The following is a 19,409-nucleotide window of genomic DNA, read 5'->3' as shown; positions in this document are numbered from 1 at the left end:
GAAATCTCAGCTACTGAACAACCCGACGAGCCCTCCGCGCCCAGCGCGTGCTCGCTTCCCTGGAGACCCCCATGGCCACGCTCCTGCACATCGACTCCTCCGTGTTCCCCGCCGGCGCGTCCGCGTCCCGCGCCGTCGCCGACGCCTTCCGCACGTCCTGGGAGGAACAGCACCCGGAGGGCACGGTGATCCACCGCGACCTCTCCGTGAACCCCGTCCCGCACATCACCGTCGACGCCCACACCGCCGGTTTCGCCGACCCGGCCACGCACACGCCCGCGCAGGCAGCGGCCTTCGCCGAGCGCGTACGGCTCATAGAGGAGCTGGAGCAGGCGGACGCGGTGCTGATCGGCGCCCCGATGTACAACGCCACGATTCCTTCGACCCTGAAGGCGTGGCTGGACAACGTGATCCTCATGGGCCGCACCGCGGGCACCGAGGACTCGAAGCTGAAGGGCATCCCGACGGTCGTGATCGCCAGCCGCGGCGGCGCGTACGGACCGGGCACCCCGCGCGAGGGCTACGACTACGTCCAGAACTACCTGAAGGCGATCCTCGTCGACGCCCTCGGCCTCGACGCCGAGTTCATCGTCCCGGAGCTGACCATGGCCCCGCAGAACCCTGCGATGGCCGACCTGGTCCCGCTCTACGAGGCGTCCCGCGAGCGCGCCCTCGACGACGCGGCCACCAAGGCAAAGGAACTGGCCGAACGCCTCGCCGCCTGACCCGGCACCCGGCCCCGCGCCCGGCCCCCGCCTCAGGTAAGGACATCGTGTGATTGTCCTCACCTGAGGCGGGGCTCACCGAAGGTTCAGGGTGAGAAGGCGAGGAAGGCGATTGCGAGGACAAGGCCCGCCATGAACACGCCTTTCCATAACGAGGCAGCGTCCGGGGAGAGTTGTTCCGCATCGGGTCGATCTTGCACTCGGGTGCGTCCGTCCCCGGGACCGCCGATAGGTCCTGTTGTCGGTGTCGACGTACGTGAAGTCGATGCGCCAGTTGCAGAATCCGCTGCTCAGAGCGCCTACGAAGGCACAGTCGACGCCCGTGTTTCGGGCAGAGCCGATGTCGAGATGCCTCCCGAGGACGACTATGGCCACGCTTCCCGCTCCGGCGACCTTGGTCTTCACGGTCACTGGTGCTGGGCACGGTGGTGACCGCGTCGAAGCTGGAGATGGCACAGCGGTGCGCGATGCAGTCGTCGCGGCGGAATCGACGATGGAACGGCAGGCCGGCGAGTGAGACAGCCCACACTCCAGCGCCCTCTGAAGATCAACGGAGCCAGACCCGACGCCTCGCCGACCACCCCGCAGTCACCGGTGTAATCACGATCACACTGCGCGCAGCCCAGCCCAACGCTCGGCCGAAGTCGGCTCACCGTAGACACGAAGAAGCCCCCCAGGTCCGAGACCTGGGGGGCTTCTGTCTGTGCGCGAGGGGGGAGTTGAACCCCCACGCCCTTTCGGGCACTGGAACCTGAATCCAGCGCGTCTGCCTATTCCGCCACCCGCGCATTGGGTGTGTCCTCGGGCCCTTGCCCCTAGGGGGCTGGCGCCTTCCGACATGCAGAAGATTAGCACGGTGCACGGGGTGGATTCACATCCCTTTCCCCTGAGCAGGAGCCCCACGCGGGACCCTGGCGCAGCCCCCGGCAGAGACCCCGGCAGCAGCCTCACGCAAGCTCCCGCCCAAGCCTCGCCCGAGCCCCGCCGCAGCCCCGCGCAGGCCCCGAGCCAGGCCCCGAGCCAGGCCGCCCCCAGCCTCTCTCCACGACCCTGCCCCCACCCTCCCCACAACCCCGCACCCACTCCCATCAGCACCCCCGCTCCTCACCGCCCCCTCCTCACCGCACTCCACCCCTCACCCGACCCTCCGCCGAACACCCCCGCACCCACCCCACCCAACGCCCAGCGCAACACCCACCCAACGCCCGCCGAACACCCAGCCGGACCCCGACCCGAAGCCCCACTCGACCCCGACCCGAAGCCCCACCCAAAGGCCGCCAATCACCCGCCCAGCACCCTTGAGCCCCCTCCCGAAGCCCACTCCCAGCCCTCTCCCCAAACCCCGCCACACCCCCACCACCCCACCGAATCCCCCCACTCCCTCCCGTCGAACACTCCCCACCCCCACCACGTATCAACGTGACCCCCTCCACGTATCAACCTCGTACCGGTAACCCCCATCTCCCCAGGAGGCGGGCAAGGTGCACAGTCAGGTGCGGGACACTTGTCTGCGGCCCCCTCTACGATCCTGGGCAGGAGTAGTGCACAGGTAGTGGTGCAGAACGAGTTCGACCGGGCCGACAAGGGGGAACCAGCCGATTTACCGGCGCGTGGATACGATCAGTAAGCAGTACCAAGGCAGTCAGCACAGCGGTAAGCACGGCAGTCTGTACGACAACCAGTGCGGCAACGACGGAGGAGGTGCCCCGTGGGAGTCCTGAAGAAGTTCGAGCAGCGCCTCGAAGGTCTGGTCAACGGCACCTTCGCCAAGGTGTTCAAGTCCGAGGTCCAGCCGGTCGAGATCGCCGGCGCGCTCCAGCGTGAGTGCGACAACAACGCGACGATCTGGAACCGCGACCGGACCGTCGTACCCAATGACTTCATCGTGGAGCTGAGCACGCCGGACTTCGAGCGGCTCAGCCCCTACTCCGGACAGCTCGGTGACGAGCTCGCCGGCATGGTGCGCGACTACGCCAAGCAGCAGCGCTACACGTTCATGGGACCCATCAAGGTCCACCTGGAGAAGGCGGACGACCTCGACACCGGTCTGTACCGGGTGCGCAGCCGTACGCTCGCCTCCTCCACCAACCAGCAGGCTCCCGGCACGCCCGCCCCGGCGGCGCCGCCGGCAGCGGGACGGCCCGGCGGGTACGGCTATCCGCCCGCCGCCGCCCCCGCGAGCGCCCCGCCGCCCATGCCGTCCGCACCGCCCCCCGGCGGCCGCGGCTCGGCGCCGTACCTCCAGCCGGCCCCGGCCGCCCCGGCGGCCGGCGCACGGATGCGGTACTGGGTGGAGATCAACGGCGCCCGCCATCAGATCTCCCGCGCGACGTTGGTGATGGGCCGCAGCACCGAAGCCGACGTGCGGATCGACGACCCCGGCGTATCTCGCCGGCACTGTGAGATCCGGACCGGAACGCCCTCGACGATCCAGGATCTCGGGTCCACCAACGGCATCGTGGTGGACGGGCAGCACACCACCCGCGCTACGCTCCGCGACGGCTCGCGGATCGTCGTGGGCAGCACCACCATCATTTACCGGCAAGCCGAAGGGTGAAGCGGGGGCAATGTCAGAGCTGACCCTCACGGTCATGCGGCTGGGTTTCCTGGCCGTACTGTGGCTGTTCGTGATCGTGGCCGTGCAGGTCATCCGCAGCGACCTGTTCGGAACGCGTGTCACACAGCGCGGCTCGCGACGGGACGCCGGACGACCGCAGCAGCAGGCCGCCCGGCAGGCGGCCCCTCCGCAGCAGCGCCAGCAGCAGCCGAGCGGGGGCGGTCGGCGGGGCCGTAACGCCCCCAGCAAGCTGGTCGTCAGTGAGGGAATCCTCACGGGCACCACCGTCGCGCTCCAGGGCCAGACCATCACCCTGGGCCGGGCGCACGATTCAACGATCGTGCTGGACGACGACTACGCCTCCAGCCGGCATGCCAGGATCTACCCGGACCGCGACGGCCAGTGGATCGTCGAGGACCTCGGATCCACGAACGGCACGTACCTGGACCGGTCCCGGCTGACGACCCCCACACCGATTCCGCTGGGCGCGCCGATCCGCATCGGCAAGACCGTCATCGAGCTGCGGAAGTAGTACGAAAATGAGCGAGCGGAGCGAGCACGCAGCGGCGGACCGTCTGGCGGACCCCGGCGCGCTCCCGACCGGAGGGTGGGCACCGTGCGGATGTACCCGGAGCCGACGGGCGAGGTGCGCATGAGTCTGTCACTGCGCTTCGCCGCCGGATCGCACAAAGGCATGATCCGCGAGGGCAACGAGGACTCGGGCTACGCCGGTCCACGCCTCCTCGCGATCGCCGACGGGATGGGCGGCCAGGCCGCCGGTGAGGTCGCCTCCTCGGAGGTGATCTCGACCATCGTCTCGCTCGACGACGACGTGCCGGGCTCCGACATCCTCACCTCGCTCGGCACCGCCGTGCAGCGGGCCAACGACCAGTTGCGCATGATGGTCGAGGAGGACCCGCAGCTGGAGGGCATGGGCACCACGCTCACCGCCCTGCTGTGGACCGGGCAGCGGCTCGGCCTGGTCCATGTCGGCGACTCCCGCGCCTACCTGCTGCGCGACGGGGTGCTGACCCAGATCACCCAGGACCACACCTGGGTGCAGCGGCTGGTCGACGAGGGCCGGATCACCGAGGAAGAGGCCACCACCCACCCGCAGCGCGCCCTGCTCATGCGCGCGCTCGGCAGCGGTGACCATGTCGAGCCGGACCTGTCGATCCGTGAAGTCCGCGCCGGCGACCGGTACTTGATCTGTTCCGACGGGCTGTCGGGCGTCGTCTCGCACCAGACGATGGAAGACACCCTCGCCAGCTACCAGGGCCCCCAGGAGACCGTGCAGGAGCTGATCCAGCTCGCCCTGCGCGGCGGCGGCCCCGACAACATCACGGTGATCATCGCCGACGTCCTGGACCTCGACACCGGCGACACCCTCGCCGCGCAGCTGTCGGACACCCCGGTGATCGTCGGCGCGGTCGCCGAGAACCAGCTCCACCAGCACGACAACGGCATCATGCAGACCCCGGCGGGGCGTGCTTCCGGGCTCGGCCGCCAGGTGCCCGGACAGAACGGCGGGGGCGGCGAGTTCGGCCCGCCCGGCTCCGGCGACACCACCGGTTACACCCCCGAGGGCAGCTTCGGGGACTACACCGACGAAGACTTCGTGAAGCCCTCCAAGGGCCGCAGGTGGTTCAAGAGATCCTTCTACACGGTGCTCGCGCTCGCGGTCATCGGCGGCGGCCTGTACGGCGGCTGGCGCTGGACGCAGACGCAGTACTTCGTGGGCGCCAACGGCGAACACGTCGCGCTGTACCGGGGCATCAGCCAGGACCTCGCGTGGGTCTCGCTGTCGAAGGTGGAGAAGGACCACCCCGACATCGAACTCAAGTACCTCCCGCCGTACCAGCAGAAGCAGGTCAAGGCGACGATCGCCGAGGGCGGTCTGCAGGACGCCCGGAAGAAGATCGACGACCTCGCCGTACAGGCCTCCGCGTGCAAGAAGGAGGCCGAGCGGGACAGCGCGACCAAGAAGCCCGCCGGCACCACGGGAACCACCAGTACCTCGCTCACGTCCAAGGCCACGCCGAAGCCGACCCCTTCGGCCACGACTTCGACGTCCCCGACCCCGTCTGCGACTCCCAACCCCGGTCCCAGCCTTTCGGAGGAAGAGCAGCAGGTCGTCTCGCAGTGCAGCAAGTAATAGGCAAGCCGTGAGAGGCCCCGTCACACGATGAGCAGTTCTACCAACACGCCGTCGCACCACACGTCCACGATCGGCTCCATCGGCGCACCGAGCCGACGCAACACCGAGCTGGCGCTCCTGATCTTCGCCGTCGCCATCCCGGTGTTCGCCTATGCCAACGTGGGCTTGGCCATCAACGACCAGGTGCCGTCCGGGCTGCTGAGCTACGGTCTGGGCCTCGGCCTGCTGGCCGGCGTCGCGCACCTGGCCGTACGCAAGTTCGCGCCGTACGCGGACCCGCTGCTGCTGCCGCTGGCGACGCTGTTGAACGGCATGGGACTCGTCATCATCTGGCGGCTCGACCAGTCGAAGCTGCTGCAGTCCATCAACCAGGCGGGCAACGCCGCGCCGCGGCAGTTGATGTACACCGCGATGGGCATCGGACTGTTCGCCGTCGTCCTGATCTTCCTCAAGGACCACCGCGCCCTGCAGCGCTACACGTACATCTCCATGGTCGGCGCGCTCGTCCTGCTGCTGCTGCCGCTGGTGCCGGGCCTCGGCGCCAACATCTACGGCGCGAAGATCTGGATCTCGGTCGGCGGATTCTCCATCCAGCCCGGTGAGTTCGCGAAGATCGTCCTCGCGATCTTCTTCGCCGGCTACCTGATGGTGAAGCGCGACGCGCTCGCGCTGGCCAGCCGCCGCTTCATGGGCCTCTACCTGCCGCGCGGCCGCGACCTCGGCCCGATCCTGGTCGTCTGGTTCATCTCGATCCTGATCCTGGTCTTCGAGACCGACCTCGGAACCTCGCTGCTGTTCTTCGGCATGTTCATCATCATGCTGTACGTCGCCACCGAGCGGACCAGCTGGATCGTCTTCGGTCTGCTGATGTCCGCGGCCGGCGCGGTCGGCGTGGCCACCTTCGAGCCGCACGTCCAGCAGCGGGTCCAGGCCTGGCTCGACCCGATGAAGGAGTACACGCTCAGCCAGCAGGGCGTGGGCGGCCACTCCGAGCAGTCAATGCAGGCCCTGTGGGCCTTCGGCTCCGGCGGCACCCTCGGCAGCGGTCTCGGCCAGGGCCACTCCGACCTCATCCGGTTCGCCGCCAACTCCGACTTCATCCTCGCCACCTTCGGCGAGGAACTGGGCCTCGCGGGCATCATGGCGATCCTGCTCATCTACGGCCTGATCGTGGAGCGCGGTGTCCGCACCGCCCTCGCCGCGCGCGACCCCTTCGGCAAGCTCCTCGCCGTCGGCCTCTCCGGCGGTATGGCCCTCCAGGTCTTCGTCGTCGCGGGCGGCGTGATGGGCCTCATCCCGCTGACCGGTATGACGATGCCCTTCGTGGCGTACGGCGGTTCCTCCGTGATCGCCAACTGGGCCCTCATCGGCATCCTGATCCGGATCAGCGACACCGCCCGCCGGCCGGCCCCCGCGCCCGCCCCCAGTCCCGACGCCGAGATGACCCAGGTGGTCCGCCCGTCATGAACAAGCCCCTGCGCCGGATCGCGCTCTTCTGCGGCCTCCTGGTCCTCACCCTGCTGCTGCGCGACAACTGGCTCCAGTACGTCAAGGCCGACGGTCTCAAGGACGACCCGAAGAACCGCCGTGTCACCATCGCGCGCTACTCCACCCCGCGCGGCGACATCATCGTCGACGGCAACCCGATCACCGGCTCCACCGAGACCAGCACCTCCGGGCTCAACGACCTGAAGTACAAGCGGACGTACAAGAACGGCGCGATGTGGGCGCCCGTCACCGGATACGCCTCCCAGGCCTTCGGCGCCAACCAGCTGGAGTCCATCGAGGACGGCATCCTCACCGGCAACGACGACCGGCTCTTCTTCCGCAACACCCTCGACATGATCACCGGCAAGGCGAAGTCCGGCGGCAACGTCGTCACCACCCTCAACGCGGCCGCGCAGAACGCCGCGTGGAAGGGGCTGAAGAACCAGGGCGGCAAGGGCGCCGTCGTCGCCCTCGACCCGTCCACCGGCAAGATCCTGGCGCTGGCGTCCTACCCGTCGTACGACCCGTCGTCGTTCGCGGGGAACTCCACCTCCACGGACTCCAAGGCCTGGCAGAAGCTGCAGAAGAAGTACGACCCGAACGACCCGATGCTGAACCGGGCGCTGCGCGAGACTTACCCGCCGGGCTCGACCTTCAAGGTGGTCACCGCGTCCGCGGCGCTGCAGAACAACCTGTACTCGTCCGCCGACGAGGCCACCGACTCGCCGCTGCCGTGGACCATGCCGGGCACCACGACCCAGCTGAAGAACGAGGGCAACATCCCCTGCAAGAACGCGACCCTGCGCGTCGCGCTGCAGTACTCCTGCAACACCGTCTTCGGCAAGGTCGGCTCCGACCTCGGCAACGACAAGATGCTGGCCGAGGCGAAGAAGTTCGGCTTCGACTCCGAGCAGTTCACCCCGATCCGCTCCAGCTCCTCGGTCTTCTCCGACAACATGAACCAGTCGCAGACCGCGCTCTCCTCGATCGGCCAGTACAACACCGCCGCGACCCCGCTGCAGATGGCCATGGTCGCCTCCGCGGTCGCCAACGACGGCAAGCTGATGAAGCCGTACATGGTCGACAAGCTCCAGTCGTCGAACCTCGACACGATCTCGCAGACCGAGCCCGAGGAGATGAGCCAGCCTCTCTCCTCGAAGAACGCGCAGATCCTGCAGTCGATGATGGAGACGGTCGTCGAGAAGGGCACCGGCACCAGCGCGAAGATCCCCGGCGTCACCGTCGGCGGCAAGACCGGTACCGCCCAGCACGGTGTCGAGAACAGCGAGAACCCGTACGCCTGGTTCCTCTCCTACGCCAAGCTCTCCGACGGCAGTTCGCCGGTCGCTGTGGCGGTGGTCATCGAGGACGACAAGGCCAACCGTGACGACATCTCCGGCGGCGGCCTCGCGGCCCCGATCGCGAAGAGCGTTATGGAGGCGGTCATCGACAGCAAGAAGTGACCCCGCTCACGTCCCCTTCACATCGGTGCACGTTGCGATACCGGTCCTGTATCGGGTGACGGGCTTGGCCAGGTCACACAAAGCCAGCCGGGTACGGTAGGCCCGGACGGCTAGCCTCCGACCGCACACCCGTGCGGGTCGGGACCGACGGAGAGGGCTGGTAGGGAACTATGGAAGAGCCGCGTCGCCTCGGCGGCCGGTACGAGCTGGGCCAAGTGCTCGGCCGTGGTGGCATGGCGGAGGTCTACCTCGCCCATGACACACGCCTCGGCCGCACGGTGGCGGTGAAGACGCTGCGCGTCGACCTTGCGCGCGACCCTTCCTTCCAGGCCCGGTTCCGCCGGGAGGCCCAGTCGGCCGCCTCGCTCAACCATCCCGCGATCGTCGCGGTCTACGACACGGGCGAGGACTACGTCGACGGGGTCTCGATCCCGTACATCGTCATGGAGTACGTCGACGGTTCCACGCTTCGTGAGCTGCTCCACAGCGGCCGCAAGCTGCTGCCGGAGCGGACGCTGGAGATGACCATCGGGATTCTCCAGGCCCTGGAGTACTCGCACCGCAGTGGCATCGTGCACCGCGACATCAAGCCGGCCAACGTCATGCTGACGCGCACCGGCCAGGTCAAGGTGATGGACTTCGGCATCGCCCGCGCCATGGGCGACTCCGGCATGACGATGACGCAGACGTCCGCGGTCATCGGCACCGCCCAGTACCTCTCGCCGGAGCAGGCGAAGGGCGAGCAGGTCGACGCCCGTTCGGACCTCTACTCGACGGGTTGTCTCCTCTACGAACTGCTGACGGTACGGCCGCCCTTCGTGGGCGACTCGCCGGTCGCGGTGGCGTACCAGCACGTGCGCGAGGAGCCGCAGCCGCCGTCGGTCTTCGACCCCGAGATCACGCCCGAGATGGACGCCATCGTCCTGAAGGCCCTGGTCAAGGACCCCAACTACCGCTACCAGTCGGCCGACGAGATGCGCATGGACATCGAGGCCTGCCTCGACGGCCAGCCCGTCGGCGCGACGGCGGCACTGGGTTCGGTCGGCTACGGCGGTTACGGCGACGACCACGCCACCACGGCCCTGCGCTCGGACGCCGGCGCCACCACGATGCTTCCCCCCATGAACCCGGACGACGGCGGCTTCGGCTACGACGACCGTCCCGACCGGCGCCGCCAGCAGAAGAAGAAGACGAACACCTCGACGATCCTGCTGGTCGTGGCGGCGGTCCTGGTGCTGGTGGGCGCGATCCTGATCGGGAAATGGGCGTTCAGCGGGAACGACTCGTCGAACGACAACGTCAGCACACCGAACTTCATCGGGCAGACCAAGGATGCCGCCGACACCATGGCGAGCAACATCGGTCTGAAGCTGTCGTACACGTCGAAGACCTGCGAGAACCAGGTCAAGGGCAAGATCTGTACGCAGGACCCGGACCCCACCACCTCGGTGAAGAAGGACTCCACGGTCAACCTGGTCGTCTCGACCGGGGCACCGAAGGTCGTCGTACCGAGTGTCGTGGGCCAGAACGTCGACGACGCGACCTCGACGCTCGAGGGCGACAAGTACAAGTTCGTCGTGAAGACGAAGCAGAAGGTGTCCGGCGAGGACCCGGGGACCGTGCTGGACCAGGACCCGGCGCTGGGTGCGGAGGTTCAGAAGGGCACCACCATCACCCTGACCGTCGCCAAGGCCCAGGCGAAGTCCACGGTCCCGGACGTCAGCGGCAAGAGCTGTGACGACGCCAAGGCGCAGATGCAGCAGAACGACCTCGTCGGCAACTGCACCGAGGTGGCGACCACCGACACCAACCTGAACGGCAAGGTCGTCGCGACCTCGCCCGCGGCCGGGACGCAGGTCGACAAGAACTCGGCGGTCAACATCCAGATCGGCAAGGTCTCCCAGACCCAGGTCCCGAACGTCGTCGGCCAGACGGTGAAGAACGCCAAGCAGATCCTGCAGCAGAACGGCTTCACCAACGTCCAGTTCACCGGCAACAGCGACCAGGGCGACAACGCGATCGTGACCCAGCAGGACCCGGGCCAGGGCACCCAGGTCAATGACCCCGGCAGCACCCAGATCAACCTCACCAGCGTCGGCACCGGCAACGGCAACGGCGGCAACGACGGAGGCGGCGGCTTCTTCGGAGGCCTGAACGGCTAGCCCCGGAACGCGAAGAGCCCCGGCACCCTGTGGAGGGTGCCGGGGCTCTTTCGTCACCGGGGCCGTGCCGTCAGCGGAGTTCCTTCGGCGGTGTCCGTGCGCTGTCCACCTTGTCGACGCGGACCAGTTCGCCCCACACCACGTAGCGGTACCGGGACGTGTACACCGGCGTGCAGGTCGTGAGGGTGATGTAGTGGCCGGCCTTCTTCTTGCCGGACTCCGTGGGGATCTGGGCGAGGGTCTTGACGTTGTACTTCGAGGTCTCGGGAAGGATGTCGTAGACCTTGTAGACGTACCACTCGTCCTTCGTCTCGAAGACGATCGGGTCGCCCTTCTTGATCTTGTCGATGTTGTGGAACTTGGCGCCGTGGCCGTCGCGGTGGGCGGCGAGGGTGAAGTTGCCGTTCTTGCCCGTGGTGGGGAGGGCGGCCTTGATCGGGTCCGTGTAGTAGCCGGCGACGCCGTCGTTGAGGACGCTCGTCTCGGTGCCCTTCTCGACCAGCACCTCGCCGTTCTTCATCGCGGGCACGTGCAGGAAGCCGATGCCGTCCTTGGTGTCGAGGGCACCGGGGCCGGTGTCCTTGTCCTTGGACCAGTTGTTGCGGACCTTGTCGCCCTGCTTGTCGGCCGTGCGGTCGGCGACGACGTTCGTCCACCACAGGGAGTAGACGACGAACAGGCCGAGGATCAGGCCCGCCGTGATGAGGAGTTCACCGAAGACGCTGACGGCCATCGCGACCCGGCCGGTGCCGCGGGGGCCGTCCGGCGGGGAGGCGGGCGTGTCGGTCTGCTCTTCGGTGTCGTCGGTGGTCGCTGCCACGTTCAGTTGCCCCTACTCGATGAGCGCATCCGGCTTGCCCTTGCTGCGCGGCCGTTGCTCGACCATCTTGCCCCAGACGATCAGCCGATACTTGCTGGTGAACTCCGGCGTACAGGTCGTCAGCGTGATGTAGCGGCCGGGCTGGGTGAACCCGGAGCCCTTGGGGATGGGGTCGATGACACTGGTGTTGCTCGGTGACGTCACGGGCAGCGTCTTCGTCATCTTGTAGACGTAGTACGTGTCCTGGGTCTCCACCACGACCTCGTCGCCCGGCTTCAACTGGTTGATGTACCGGAACGGTTCGCCATGGGTGTTGCGGTGCGCGGCGAGCGCGAAGTTGCCGGTCTTCGCGTCCGGCATCGCGGTCTTGAGGGCGCCCTCGCTGTAGTGCCCGACCATGCCCTTGTCGAGGACCTTCTTGTTGCTGACGCCCTCGGCGATCGGCGCGATCACGTCCAGCTTGGGGATGTGCAGGATGGCGAAGCCCTGCCCCGGCGAGAACTCCCCGGGCGCGCGCTTGCCGTTGGCCCAGTCGTTCTGCAGCTGGCTCGCCTCGCTGCCGGCCTGCGCGTGCGCCCGGACGTTCGTCCACCACAGCTGGTAGGTGACGAACAGCAGCATCAGCACGCCGGTGGTGATGAAGACCTCGCCGATCGCCCGGCTCGCGACGACCGCGGCCCCCGGCTTGTTGGCCCGCTGCCGCCGCCGCGCCTCGACCCGCGAGAGGGGCGCGCCGCCACCGGCCGAGGCCGACGCCGACTCCGCTGCCGTGGCGGCCTCGGCGGTCTCGTCCGTCGCGCCGCCGGCCCCATGACGCCCGTGCCGCCCCTTGGCGGCCTTCCTGCGGGCCGCACGGCCCCCGGTGGGGGTTCCAGTGACGGACGAGGCGGCTGTGGCGTCAGACGCCGATATGGACCGGCCGTGGCCCGTCCCCTCCTGGGGGAGGTCCGCCAGCCGCAGCGCGACGGTCTCTTCGTCGATCGGACCGTACGGCACCCCGGGCGCACCCTGCGCCTGCGCGCCGTGCCACTGGTCGAACCCGCTCTGCTCCGCGTACGGCTGCTCCCCGTACGCGGCCTCGGACTCGCGCTCGGGGCGCAGGGCGGTCACGCCGTGGCCCTGCCCACCACCGGGGCGAGCCCCGCCGACCTCGCCACGGCACCCTGGTCGCCGCACTCCACCAGCCAGTTGGCCAGCATCCGGTGGCCGTGCTCGGTGAGCACCGACTCCGGGTGGAACTGGACGCCCTCGACGGGCAGTTCGCGGTGGCGCAGGCCCATGATGATGCCGTCGTGCGTTCTCGCGGTGACCTCGAGTTCGGCCGGGACCGTGCCCGGCTCGGCCGCCAGCGAGTGGTAGCGGGTCGCCGTGAAGGGCGAGGGCAGTCCGGCGAAGACGCCCTTGCCCTCGTGCTCGACGAGCGAGGTCTTGCCGTGCAGCAGTTCGGGGGCGCGGTCCACGACGCCGCCGTAAGCCACCTGCATCGACTGCATGCCGAGGCAGACGCCGAAGACGGGCACGCCGGTCGAGGCGCAGTGCCGCACCATCTCGACGCAGACGCCGGCCTCCTCGGGGGTGCCGGGGCCGGGCGAGAGGAGGACGCCGTCGAAGCCGTCCTGGGCGTGCGCGGTCGACACCTCGTCGTTGCGCAGCACCTCGCACTCGGCGCCCAGCTGGTACAGGTACTGGACCAGGTTGAAGACGAAGCTGTCGTAGTTGTCGACGACGAGAATCCGTGCACTCACTGGTTGTCCACCGTCACATCGTTGAAGGGCAGCAGCGGTTCGGCCCACGGGAAGACGTACTGGAACAGGATGTAGACCACGGCCAGGGCCAGGACGAGCGAAATCAGCGCCTTGACCCACACGTTGCCCGGCAGATGCCGCCAGATCCAGCCGTACATGCCGTCCCTTCCGTCGCGCCACGGCACCAGACTCACGCCGTACGTCACCAGACTAACGGCGCAGCGCGTCCGGTTTCCCGGCCTCCACAGGCTGTGTGGAGTCCAGGTGTGCCCAGACGATCAGCCGGTGGCTGTGCCCCCACTCCGGATCGCACGTGGTCAGCGTGAGATAGCGGCCCGAGGCCGTGTACCCGGACTTACGTGGCACAGGATCGATCACCTCAATGTCGGTGGGCACTGTTTTGTAAGGCCCTTTGTCGATCCGATACGTGAACCAGGTGGTCCCGTCCGTCAGCACCACCGCGTCGCCCACCCGCAGCTTCGGAAAGTCCACGAAGGGGTTGCCGTACGTCCGCCGGTGTCCGGCCACCGCGAAGTTCCCGACCTGCCCCAACTGCGCGGTGCCCGCGTAGTGTCCGAGCCCCTTCTTCAGGGTGCTCACGTCGGTGTCCTCGAGAACCGGCTTGTTCCACGTGAAACCAAGCCGCGGGATGTACATGATCGCGAAGGACCTGCCGTCCTTGTACGCGGCCGGTTTCGCCGGAGCGGGCGAGGCGGCGGGCGCCGGCGCGGGAGACGCCTTCGGGTGCACGGTCTGCCGCGACCACTGGTTCTGCAGCTGGTGGATCTGGTCGCTCATCGTGTGGTCGGCCTTCACGCCGGTCCAGAACAGCACATAGACCACGAAGAGGACGATCAACGTGCCGACGGTGATGCAGAGTTCGCTGACGCTCCTGACGATCACGCGCACCGGCAGCTCCCGTACGGACGCCTACTCCACTGGCTTCGCGTAGTGCAGATCCACTGTGCCCGAGTACCCGGGAAGAGTCACCGTCCCGTCGTCGGTCACTTTCCACCCGAGTCCGTAGACATCGACGTACACCATGTAGTTCTGGATCGCCTTGGACGCCGTCAGCGCCGCCTGCAGCTTCCCCGGGTCCCCGACGGCCGTGATCTTGTACGGCGGTGAGTAGACCCGGCCCTGGAGGATCAGGGTGTTGCCCACGCAGCGCACGGCGCTGGTCGAGATCAGCCGCTGGTCCATGACCTTGATGCCCTTGGCGCCGCCCTGCCAGAGGGCGTTCACCACGGCCTGGAGGTCCTGCTGGTGGATGACCAGGTAGTCGGGCTGCGGCTCGGGGTAGCCGGGGAGCTTGGCGGTGGCGTTGGGCGGGGCGTCGTTCAGGGTGACGGTGACCGCCTTGCCCTTGAGCTGCTGCGCGCCCGCGGTCCGCTCCAGTGCCGTGAGCTTCGTGCCGTCGGCGCCGGTGCTGGTGTCGTCCTCCTTGCGGAGCGCGTCGACCTCGTCGCGCAGGACCCCGTTGGCGTCCTCCAGCCGGCCGTTCTTCTGGCTGCGGTTCTGGATGAGGTCGGACAGCTTCAGCAAGGAGGCGTCCGTGCGGATGTTCGTGCCCTTGGCCGTGTTGAAACTGGTGAAGAAGATGAGCCCCGCGAGGGCGAAGACGGCCACCGTGAGAATCCGCACCGGACGGAAACGGCGGATACGGGCAGGACTGGTACCCGTCCCGGGGGAGTCGGCAGAATTGCTCAACGTACCCTTATCTCCTTCGGCGCCGCGGAAGCACTACGCTAACGGACGCCCGGGGGAGCACTCAGTGTCCCCTTGTACGCTGCCCCGGAGCCCGCCCCAGTTCCCTGCGCGGCCACGCAGCGCATCGACAGGAGAGACCCTCGTGCCGAAGTCACGTATCCGCAAGAAGGCCGACTACACGCCGCCGCCGGCGAAAGCGGCGACCGCCATCAAGTTGAACAGCCGTGCCTGGGTCGCACCGGTCATGCTGGCCATGTTCGTCATCGGGCTGGCCTGGATCGTCGTCTTCTACGTCACCGACGGCTCCATGCCCATCGACAGCCTGGACAACTGGAACATCGTGGTGGGCTTCGGCTTCATCGCCGCCGGGTTCGGCGTCTCCACGCAGTGGAAGTAGCTCTGCCCACGGCTTTCCACTGAGTTATCCACAGCCTGGGAAGGTATCCACAGCGGGCCTGGGGAAAAAGAACGACGATCTGTGGATAACCTCCCGGGTGTTGACGCCGGTGTGACTGACACACCGGCACCCGCAAACCTGTTCGCCCCCTGCCTGACCTGCGGAAACACGGGTCAGTGACAGGGGGCACAGCTGTTCCCGCACCGTGTGCACAAGATCCGGCACACGCTGTGGACAACGGTTTGATATCAGCTGAGCTGAGCCGTCCTGATCAGCGTCAACACCACGACGACGACCAGTACGACGGCACAGGTGCCGTACTGGATCAGGGCCCGCCGCTCCCGCGGGGCGTGCACCATCGCGTACCCGGTGATCACACCGGCGACCAGGCCGCCGATGTGGGCCTGCCAGGCGATGTTGGCCCACCCGAAGGTGAAGATCAGGTTGATCACCAGCAGCGCGATGACCGGCCGCATGTCGTACCGGAGCCGACGCATCAGCACGGCCGTCGCGCCGAAGAGCCCGAAGATCGCGCCGGAGGCACCCAGCGAGGGCTGGTTCGGGGCGGCGATCAAATACGTGAGCGCGCTGCCCGCGAGACCCGAGACGAAGTACAGGGCGAGATAGCGGGCACGGCCGAGCGCAGCCTCCAGGGGACCGCCGATCCACCACAGGCTGAGCATGTTGAAGATGATGTGGATCGGGCTGGCGTGCAGGAACATCGCGGTCAGCAGCCGGTAGGGCTGGCCTTCGGCAATGCCCTCGACGGAGCCGAAGAGCGGGACGTACGCCTGGCCGAGGAGCTCAAGCCGCTCGGTGAAGCGGTCGCCCACCGCCAGCTGCACCAGATACATGGCGACGCAGAGGCCGATCAGGATCTTGGTCGCGAGCTGCGGATCCGCCGCCACCGTGCCGCCGGCGAGCGTACGGGGCTGGGCCGCGGTCGGGGCGTGACCCGTGCCGGAACCGCTGCGGACGCAGTCGGGGCACTGGAAACCGACCGAGGCGCTGACCATGCACTCGGGGCAGATCGGCTTCTCGCAGCGGGTGCAGCGGATGCCGGTCTCGCGGTCCGGGTGGCGGTAACAGACCGGCAGACTCTGGCCGTCCGGGGGCCGCTGCTCCTCCGGGCCCGTCGGGCTGCCTGGCGCCTGGTCCATGGGGTCCCCTCAATCCTTCGTACGCAATGCATCGCCCCGCCCATCCTTACGGATGAACGGGGCGTTTGGTTCCCGGCGGTAAGGACCAGTGTCCGGTCCTAGCGGGTCTCGACGACGACCGACTCGATGATGACGTCCTTGACCGGACGGTCGGTGCGCGGGTTGGTCTCGGCCGCCGCGATGGCGTCCACGACCTTCTGGCTCGCCGGGTCGGTGACCTCACCGAAGATGGTGTGCTTGCGGGTCAGCCAGGCCGTCGGGGAGACGGTGACGAAGAACTGCGAGCCGTTGGTGCCCGGCCCGGCGTTGGCCATGGCCAGCAGGTAGGGCTTGTCGAAGCGCAGGTCGGGGTGGAACTCGTCCTCGAACTGGTAGCCCGGGCCACCCGTGCCGTTGCCCAGCGGGTCCCCGCCCTGAATCATGAAGCCGCTGATCACCCGGTGGAAGACCGTGCCGTCGTAGAGCTTGTCCGTGGACTTCTCACCCGTGGTGGGGTTGGTCCACTCACGCTCCCCCTTGGCGAGCTCCACGAAGTTCTGGACCGTCTTGGGCGCGTGGTTCGGCAGCAGCCGGACCTCGATGTCGCCGAGATTGGTCTTCAGGGTGGCGTAAAGCTGCTCAGCCACGATCTGCCTTCCGTTGTCTTCCTGTGACCCTCAGATCCTCGCACGCTCCACGCATCGCGTCGTCCGACGCCGTTCTCTCGGGGGCATTCCACAGGGTCCGCTTGCAGAAAACCGGTCGAGTGGCTCCGGGACAGGGGCACGGCACGGGGATCCGTGGCATTGTCGACGACAAGCTCCCGTTCCCTCGTATTCATCCGGTATCGCACGTAATCGTGACCCGGATGCCCGCCCTCTACATGCCTCGCGGCCCGTTCGCAGGCATGATCCGTAAATGGGTGGATAGACGAAAATGCGTACCGCCACCGAGGAGGAGGAATCCCGTGACCCGCATCGACAGCGTGCGTTCCGCGACCGGTTCGGCGAAGGACAGCGTGCTGCACGCCGCGGAAGTGGTGGCGCCCTACGCCGACACGGCCAAGGACAGGGCTTCGTACTACGCCCATGAGGCACGTGTACGACTCGCGCCCAAGGTATCGCTGGCCGCCGACCAGGCCCGCGTCCAGTACGACGCCCACGTCGTGCCACGTCTTGAGCAGGCCCGCACTCATGTACCGCCGAAGGTCGACCAGGCCGCCCAGGAGGCCGCCGTCCGTACGCGCAAGGCTGCCGTGCAGGCCGCCGAGTACTCACGGCCGAAGATCGAGCAGGCGGTCGCAGCCGCCGGCCCGGTCAAGGACGAGGCCGCGGCCCGCGGTGCGGCGGCGTTCGCCGCGCTGCGCGGTCAGGTCACGCCCAAGGAGATCCAGAAGCTGGTCCGCAAGCACGAGCGGCGGGCGAGGGCCGGCCGTCTCGCGAAGGGGCTGGCAGTCCTGGGCATCCTTGCGGGCGGTGCTTTCGCCGCCTGGAAGTGGTGGGACAAGCAGGCCAACCCCGACTGGCTGGTCGAGCCTCCCGCCGCGACCGAGGTGCCCGAGCCGGGCCACCTCACCGCGGTGGACGGCAGCCCCGAGGCCGTGCTCGACCCCGAGGTCGAGGCCAAGCAGGCCGAGGACGAGGCCGCGGACAGCGACGACCACCGCTGACGTCCGACGCACTTTCAACATCGCCGTGGGGCAGGAGACTTGAGGGTCTCCTGCCCCACGGCGATGTTTCACGTGGAACGGCCAGCGGGGTTTCACGTGGAACAACCGCCGCCGGCCGCCAACTCCCTTGATTTACGCAGGCTGTCCGCGATGACGTTTGCAACGGCCCAGGTGTACAAGCGCCGCACAGACTCCCTTAACGGACCGCACACCCCTGATTACACGGCCGTATTCGCACCAGCTCACACACCTCCCGCACACGCGGGCACATCACCCCCACACCATGGAGATCACCGGCGCGACGCCCCGCGGATCCCGTCCGGCGCTGATATTTGCGCAAACAACTGCAACGAAGATCGTCCATAGACGTGACGCACGTCACCTACCGGGCGCACAAAAACACCGGCCGGACGCCACTGAGGGCGACCGGCCGGTGCGGAATGTGGAGCCTAGGGGAGTCGAACCCCTGACATCTGCCATGCAAAGACAGCGCTCTACCAACTGAGCTAAGGCCCCGCTAGAGAAGCATCCGACGGTAGAACCACACACCGGCGGGCTTCGGGGACAAGCGTACCGGGTCATCCCGGGTATCTCGCAAAAACTTGGGGCTCCCGGTGAACGACCACTCTCCGTAAGATGCTCGTCGTGGTTCGCTAGAGCGAACCGCGGTTTTGGGGAAGCGATGGGGAGACGCAATGGACGCCGCACAGCAGGAAGCCACCGCCAGAGCGCGGGAGCTGCAGCGGAATTGGTACGGGGAGCCTTTGGGGGCGCTCTTCCGTAAGCTCATCGACGATCTTGGGCTCAACCAGGCTCGTCTCGCGGGGGTGTTGGGACTGTCCGCGCCGATGCTGTCCCAGCTGATGAGCGGTCAGCGGGCGAAGATCGGCAATCCCGCGGTGGTGCAGCGGGTGCAGTTGTTGCAGGACCTGGCGGGACAGGTCGCGGACGGCAGCGTCAGCGCGGCCGAGGCCACCGAGCGCATGGACGAGATCAAGAAGTCCCAGGGGGGCTCGGTGCTCAGCAACACCACGACCACGACGAGCAGTTCAGGGGCGCCCACGGTCAAGCGGGTGGTCCGGGAGATCCAGTCGCTGCTGCGCTCGGTGGCCGCCGCGGGCGACATCATCGACGCGGCCGACACCCTCGCCCCGACCCACCCCGAACTGGCAGAGTTCCTCCGGGTCTACGGCGCGGGCCGCACCTCGGACGCGGTCGCGCACTACCAGTCCCACCAGAGCTGATCCCCACGGCCCGGCAGCCGATCGGGGGTTCGGCAGCCGGGCACGCGGTCGGGGCGCGACACGAGGGGGCCGTGTCGCTCACCGGCAGCACGTGCGGAACCGCCGCGAGGGAGTGCCATGAGGAACTGCCGT

At 68.0% G+C, this 19,409-nt stretch carries 18 protein-coding genes and 2 tRNA genes; 10 read left to right on the top strand and 10 right to left on the bottom strand.

From position 1 onward, the window contains the following. The first annotated feature begins 71 nt into the window (after nt 1-71). Nucleotides 72-725: an FMN-dependent NADH-azoreductase gene (locus OHT77_RS23215; RefSeq protein WP_328830420.1), complete on the top strand. Its 654-nt coding sequence runs from the start codon at nt 72-74 to the stop codon at nt 723-725. 704 nt (nt 726-1,429) lie between these two features. Here OHT77_RS23215 and OHT77_RS23210 read toward each other — a convergent pair. After that, nucleotides 1,430-1,513, bottom strand: a tRNA-Leu gene (locus OHT77_RS23210). Between the two features lie 920 nt (nt 1,514-2,433). Between OHT77_RS23210 and OHT77_RS23205 the strand changes: the two genes are divergently transcribed. The 6 genes from OHT77_RS23205 to pknB all read left to right on the top strand — a co-directional run bounded on the left by OHT77_RS23205 (nt 2,434) and on the right by pknB (nt 10,553). After that, nucleotides 2,434-3,282 carry an FhaA domain-containing protein gene (locus tag OHT77_RS23205; protein WP_266770389.1) on the top strand — a complete coding sequence of 283 codons (849 nt, stop codon included), beginning with the start codon at nt 2,434-2,436 and terminating at the stop codon, nt 3,280-3,282. 10 nt (nt 3,283-3,292) lie between these two features. Further along, complete coding sequence (locus OHT77_RS23200) at nt 3,293-3,814, top strand: FHA domain-containing protein FhaB/FipA (protein WP_328830419.1); 522 nt, start codon at nt 3,293-3,295, stop codon at nt 3,812-3,814. Nucleotides 3,815-3,904: 90 nt separating this feature from the next. Then, complete coding sequence (locus OHT77_RS23195) at nt 3,905-5,437, top strand: Stp1/IreP family PP2C-type Ser/Thr phosphatase (RefSeq protein WP_328834310.1); 1,533 nt, start codon at nt 3,905-3,907, stop codon at nt 5,435-5,437. Nucleotides 5,438-5,467: 30 nt separating this feature from the next. Beyond that, complete coding sequence (locus OHT77_RS23190; RefSeq protein ID WP_328830418.1) at nt 5,468-6,907, top strand: FtsW/RodA/SpoVE family cell cycle protein; 1,440 nt, start codon at nt 5,468-5,470, stop codon at nt 6,905-6,907. Further along, nucleotides 6,904-8,391: a peptidoglycan D,D-transpeptidase FtsI family protein gene (locus tag OHT77_RS23185; RefSeq protein WP_328830417.1), complete on the top strand. Its 1,488-nt coding sequence runs from the start codon at nt 6,904-6,906 to the stop codon at nt 8,389-8,391. The genes OHT77_RS23190 and OHT77_RS23185 overlap by 4 nt, the downstream gene beginning before the upstream one ends. Nucleotides 8,392-8,561: 170 nt before the next feature. Next, nucleotides 8,562-10,553, top strand: coding sequence for a Stk1 family PASTA domain-containing Ser/Thr kinase (gene pknB, locus OHT77_RS23180; protein ID WP_328830416.1), 1,992 nt, complete (start codon nt 8,562-8,564; stop codon nt 10,551-10,553). Nucleotides 10,554-10,623: 70 nt separating this feature from the next. Here pknB and OHT77_RS23175 read toward each other — a convergent pair whose 3' ends face one another. Genes OHT77_RS23175 through OHT77_RS23150 form a run of 6 tightly spaced genes read right to left on the bottom strand, consistent with a single transcriptional unit; the run spans nt 10,624 to nt 14,828 of the window. Further along, nucleotides 10,624-11,373, bottom strand: coding sequence for a class E sortase (locus tag OHT77_RS23175; RefSeq protein WP_328830415.1), 750 nt, complete (start codon nt 11,371-11,373; stop codon nt 10,624-10,626). Nucleotides 11,374-11,385: 12 nt separating this feature from the next. Beyond that, the gene (locus OHT77_RS23170) at nt 11,386-12,483 is read right to left on the bottom strand and encodes a class E sortase (protein WP_328830414.1); all 1,098 of its coding nucleotides are present in this window, start codon (nt 12,481-12,483) and stop codon (nt 11,386-11,388) included. Continuing rightward, nucleotides 12,480-13,118, bottom strand: coding sequence for an aminodeoxychorismate/anthranilate synthase component II (locus OHT77_RS23165; RefSeq protein ID WP_266770399.1), 639 nt, complete (start codon nt 13,116-13,118; stop codon nt 12,480-12,482). The genes OHT77_RS23170 and OHT77_RS23165 overlap by 4 nt, the downstream gene beginning before the upstream one ends. Continuing rightward, nucleotides 13,115-13,312 carry a hypothetical protein gene (locus OHT77_RS23160; protein ID WP_026150117.1) on the bottom strand — a complete coding sequence of 66 codons (198 nt, stop codon included), beginning with the start codon at nt 13,310-13,312 and terminating at the stop codon, nt 13,115-13,117. The genes OHT77_RS23165 and OHT77_RS23160 overlap by 4 nt, the downstream gene beginning before the upstream one ends. A 16-nt stretch (nt 13,313-13,328) precedes the next feature. After that, the gene (locus OHT77_RS23155) at nt 13,329-14,027 is read right to left on the bottom strand and encodes a class E sortase (RefSeq protein ID WP_328830413.1); all 699 of its coding nucleotides are present in this window, start codon (nt 14,025-14,027) and stop codon (nt 13,329-13,331) included. Nucleotides 14,028-14,048: 21 nt separating this feature from the next. Beyond that, nucleotides 14,049-14,828, bottom strand: a complete 780-nt coding sequence (locus OHT77_RS23150; protein ID WP_328830412.1) for a DUF881 domain-containing protein — start codon at nt 14,826-14,828, stop codon at nt 14,049-14,051. Between the two features lie 142 nt (nt 14,829-14,970). Between OHT77_RS23150 and crgA the strand changes: the two genes are divergently transcribed. Beyond that, entirely contained in the window at nt 14,971-15,225 is a 255-nt protein-coding gene (gene crgA, locus OHT77_RS23145; RefSeq protein ID WP_033285718.1) for a cell division protein CrgA, read from the top strand. A 248-nt stretch (nt 15,226-15,473) separates the two neighbouring features. On the opposite strand, the gene OHT77_RS23140 is transcribed toward crgA, so the two are convergent. Both OHT77_RS23140 and OHT77_RS23135 read right to left on the bottom strand, forming a co-directional pair. Further along, on the bottom strand, nt 15,474-16,385 hold the full coding sequence (locus OHT77_RS23140) for a rhomboid family intramembrane serine protease (RefSeq protein WP_328830411.1): 912 nt from the start codon (nt 16,383-16,385) through the stop codon (nt 15,474-15,476). 98 nt (nt 16,386-16,483) lie between these two features. Then, nucleotides 16,484-17,011, bottom strand: a complete 528-nt coding sequence (locus tag OHT77_RS23135) for a peptidylprolyl isomerase (protein ID WP_328830410.1) — start codon at nt 17,009-17,011, stop codon at nt 16,484-16,486. Between the two features lie 320 nt (nt 17,012-17,331). On the opposite strand from OHT77_RS23135, the gene OHT77_RS23130 reads away from it, so the two are divergent. Further along, on the top strand, nt 17,332-18,033 hold the full coding sequence (locus OHT77_RS23130) for a DUF5324 family protein (RefSeq protein ID WP_328830409.1): 702 nt from the start codon (nt 17,332-17,334) through the stop codon (nt 18,031-18,033). A gap of 443 nt (nt 18,034-18,476) precedes the next feature. Here OHT77_RS23130 and OHT77_RS23125 read toward each other — a convergent pair. Continuing rightward, nucleotides 18,477-18,549, bottom strand: a tRNA-Ala gene (locus tag OHT77_RS23125). Between the two features lie 179 nt (nt 18,550-18,728). On the opposite strand from OHT77_RS23125, the gene OHT77_RS23120 reads away from it, so the two are divergent. Beyond that, a complete protein-coding gene (locus OHT77_RS23120) occupies nt 18,729-19,277 on the top strand; it encodes a helix-turn-helix domain-containing protein (protein WP_019055167.1) in 549 nt (182 codons plus the stop codon). Nucleotides 19,278-19,409 lie beyond the last annotated feature (132 nt).

This window comes from Streptomyces sp. NBC_00252 (assembly GCF_036187565.1).
In the GTDB taxonomy this organism is placed as follows: Bacteria; Actinomycetota; Actinomycetes; order Streptomycetales; family Streptomycetaceae; genus Streptomyces.
The sequence above is the reverse complement of the archived record's forward strand: the minus strand, read 5'-3'. Positions and strand labels throughout refer to the sequence as shown.

What these genes read in the sequence shown, in the direction of transcription:
- OHT77_RS23215 (WP_328830420.1), top strand. Translation starts at nt 72, where the DNA reads ATGGCCACGCTCCTGCACATCGACTCCTCCGTGTTCCCCGCCGGCGCG.
- OHT77_RS23200 (WP_328830419.1), top strand. Translation starts at nt 3,293, where the DNA reads ATGTCAGAGCTGACCCTCACGGTCATGCGGCTGGGTTTCCTGGCCGTA.
- OHT77_RS23195 (WP_328834310.1), top strand. Translation starts at nt 3,905, where the DNA reads ATGTACCCGGAGCCGACGGGCGAGGTGCGCATGAGTCTGTCACTGCGC.
- OHT77_RS23190 (WP_328830418.1), top strand. Translation starts at nt 5,468, where the DNA reads ATGAGCAGTTCTACCAACACGCCGTCGCACCACACGTCCACGATCGGC.
- OHT77_RS23185 (WP_328830417.1), top strand. Translation starts at nt 6,904, where the DNA reads ATGAACAAGCCCCTGCGCCGGATCGCGCTCTTCTGCGGCCTCCTGGTC.
- pknB (WP_328830416.1), top strand. Translation starts at nt 8,562, where the DNA reads ATGGAAGAGCCGCGTCGCCTCGGCGGCCGGTACGAGCTGGGCCAAGTG.
- OHT77_RS23140 (WP_328830411.1), bottom strand. Translation starts at nt 16,385, where the DNA reads ATGGACCAGGCGCCAGGCAGCCCGACGGGCCCGGAGGAGCAGCGGCCC.
- OHT77_RS23120 (WP_019055167.1), top strand. Translation starts at nt 18,729, where the DNA reads ATGGACGCCGCACAGCAGGAAGCCACCGCCAGAGCGCGGGAGCTGCAG.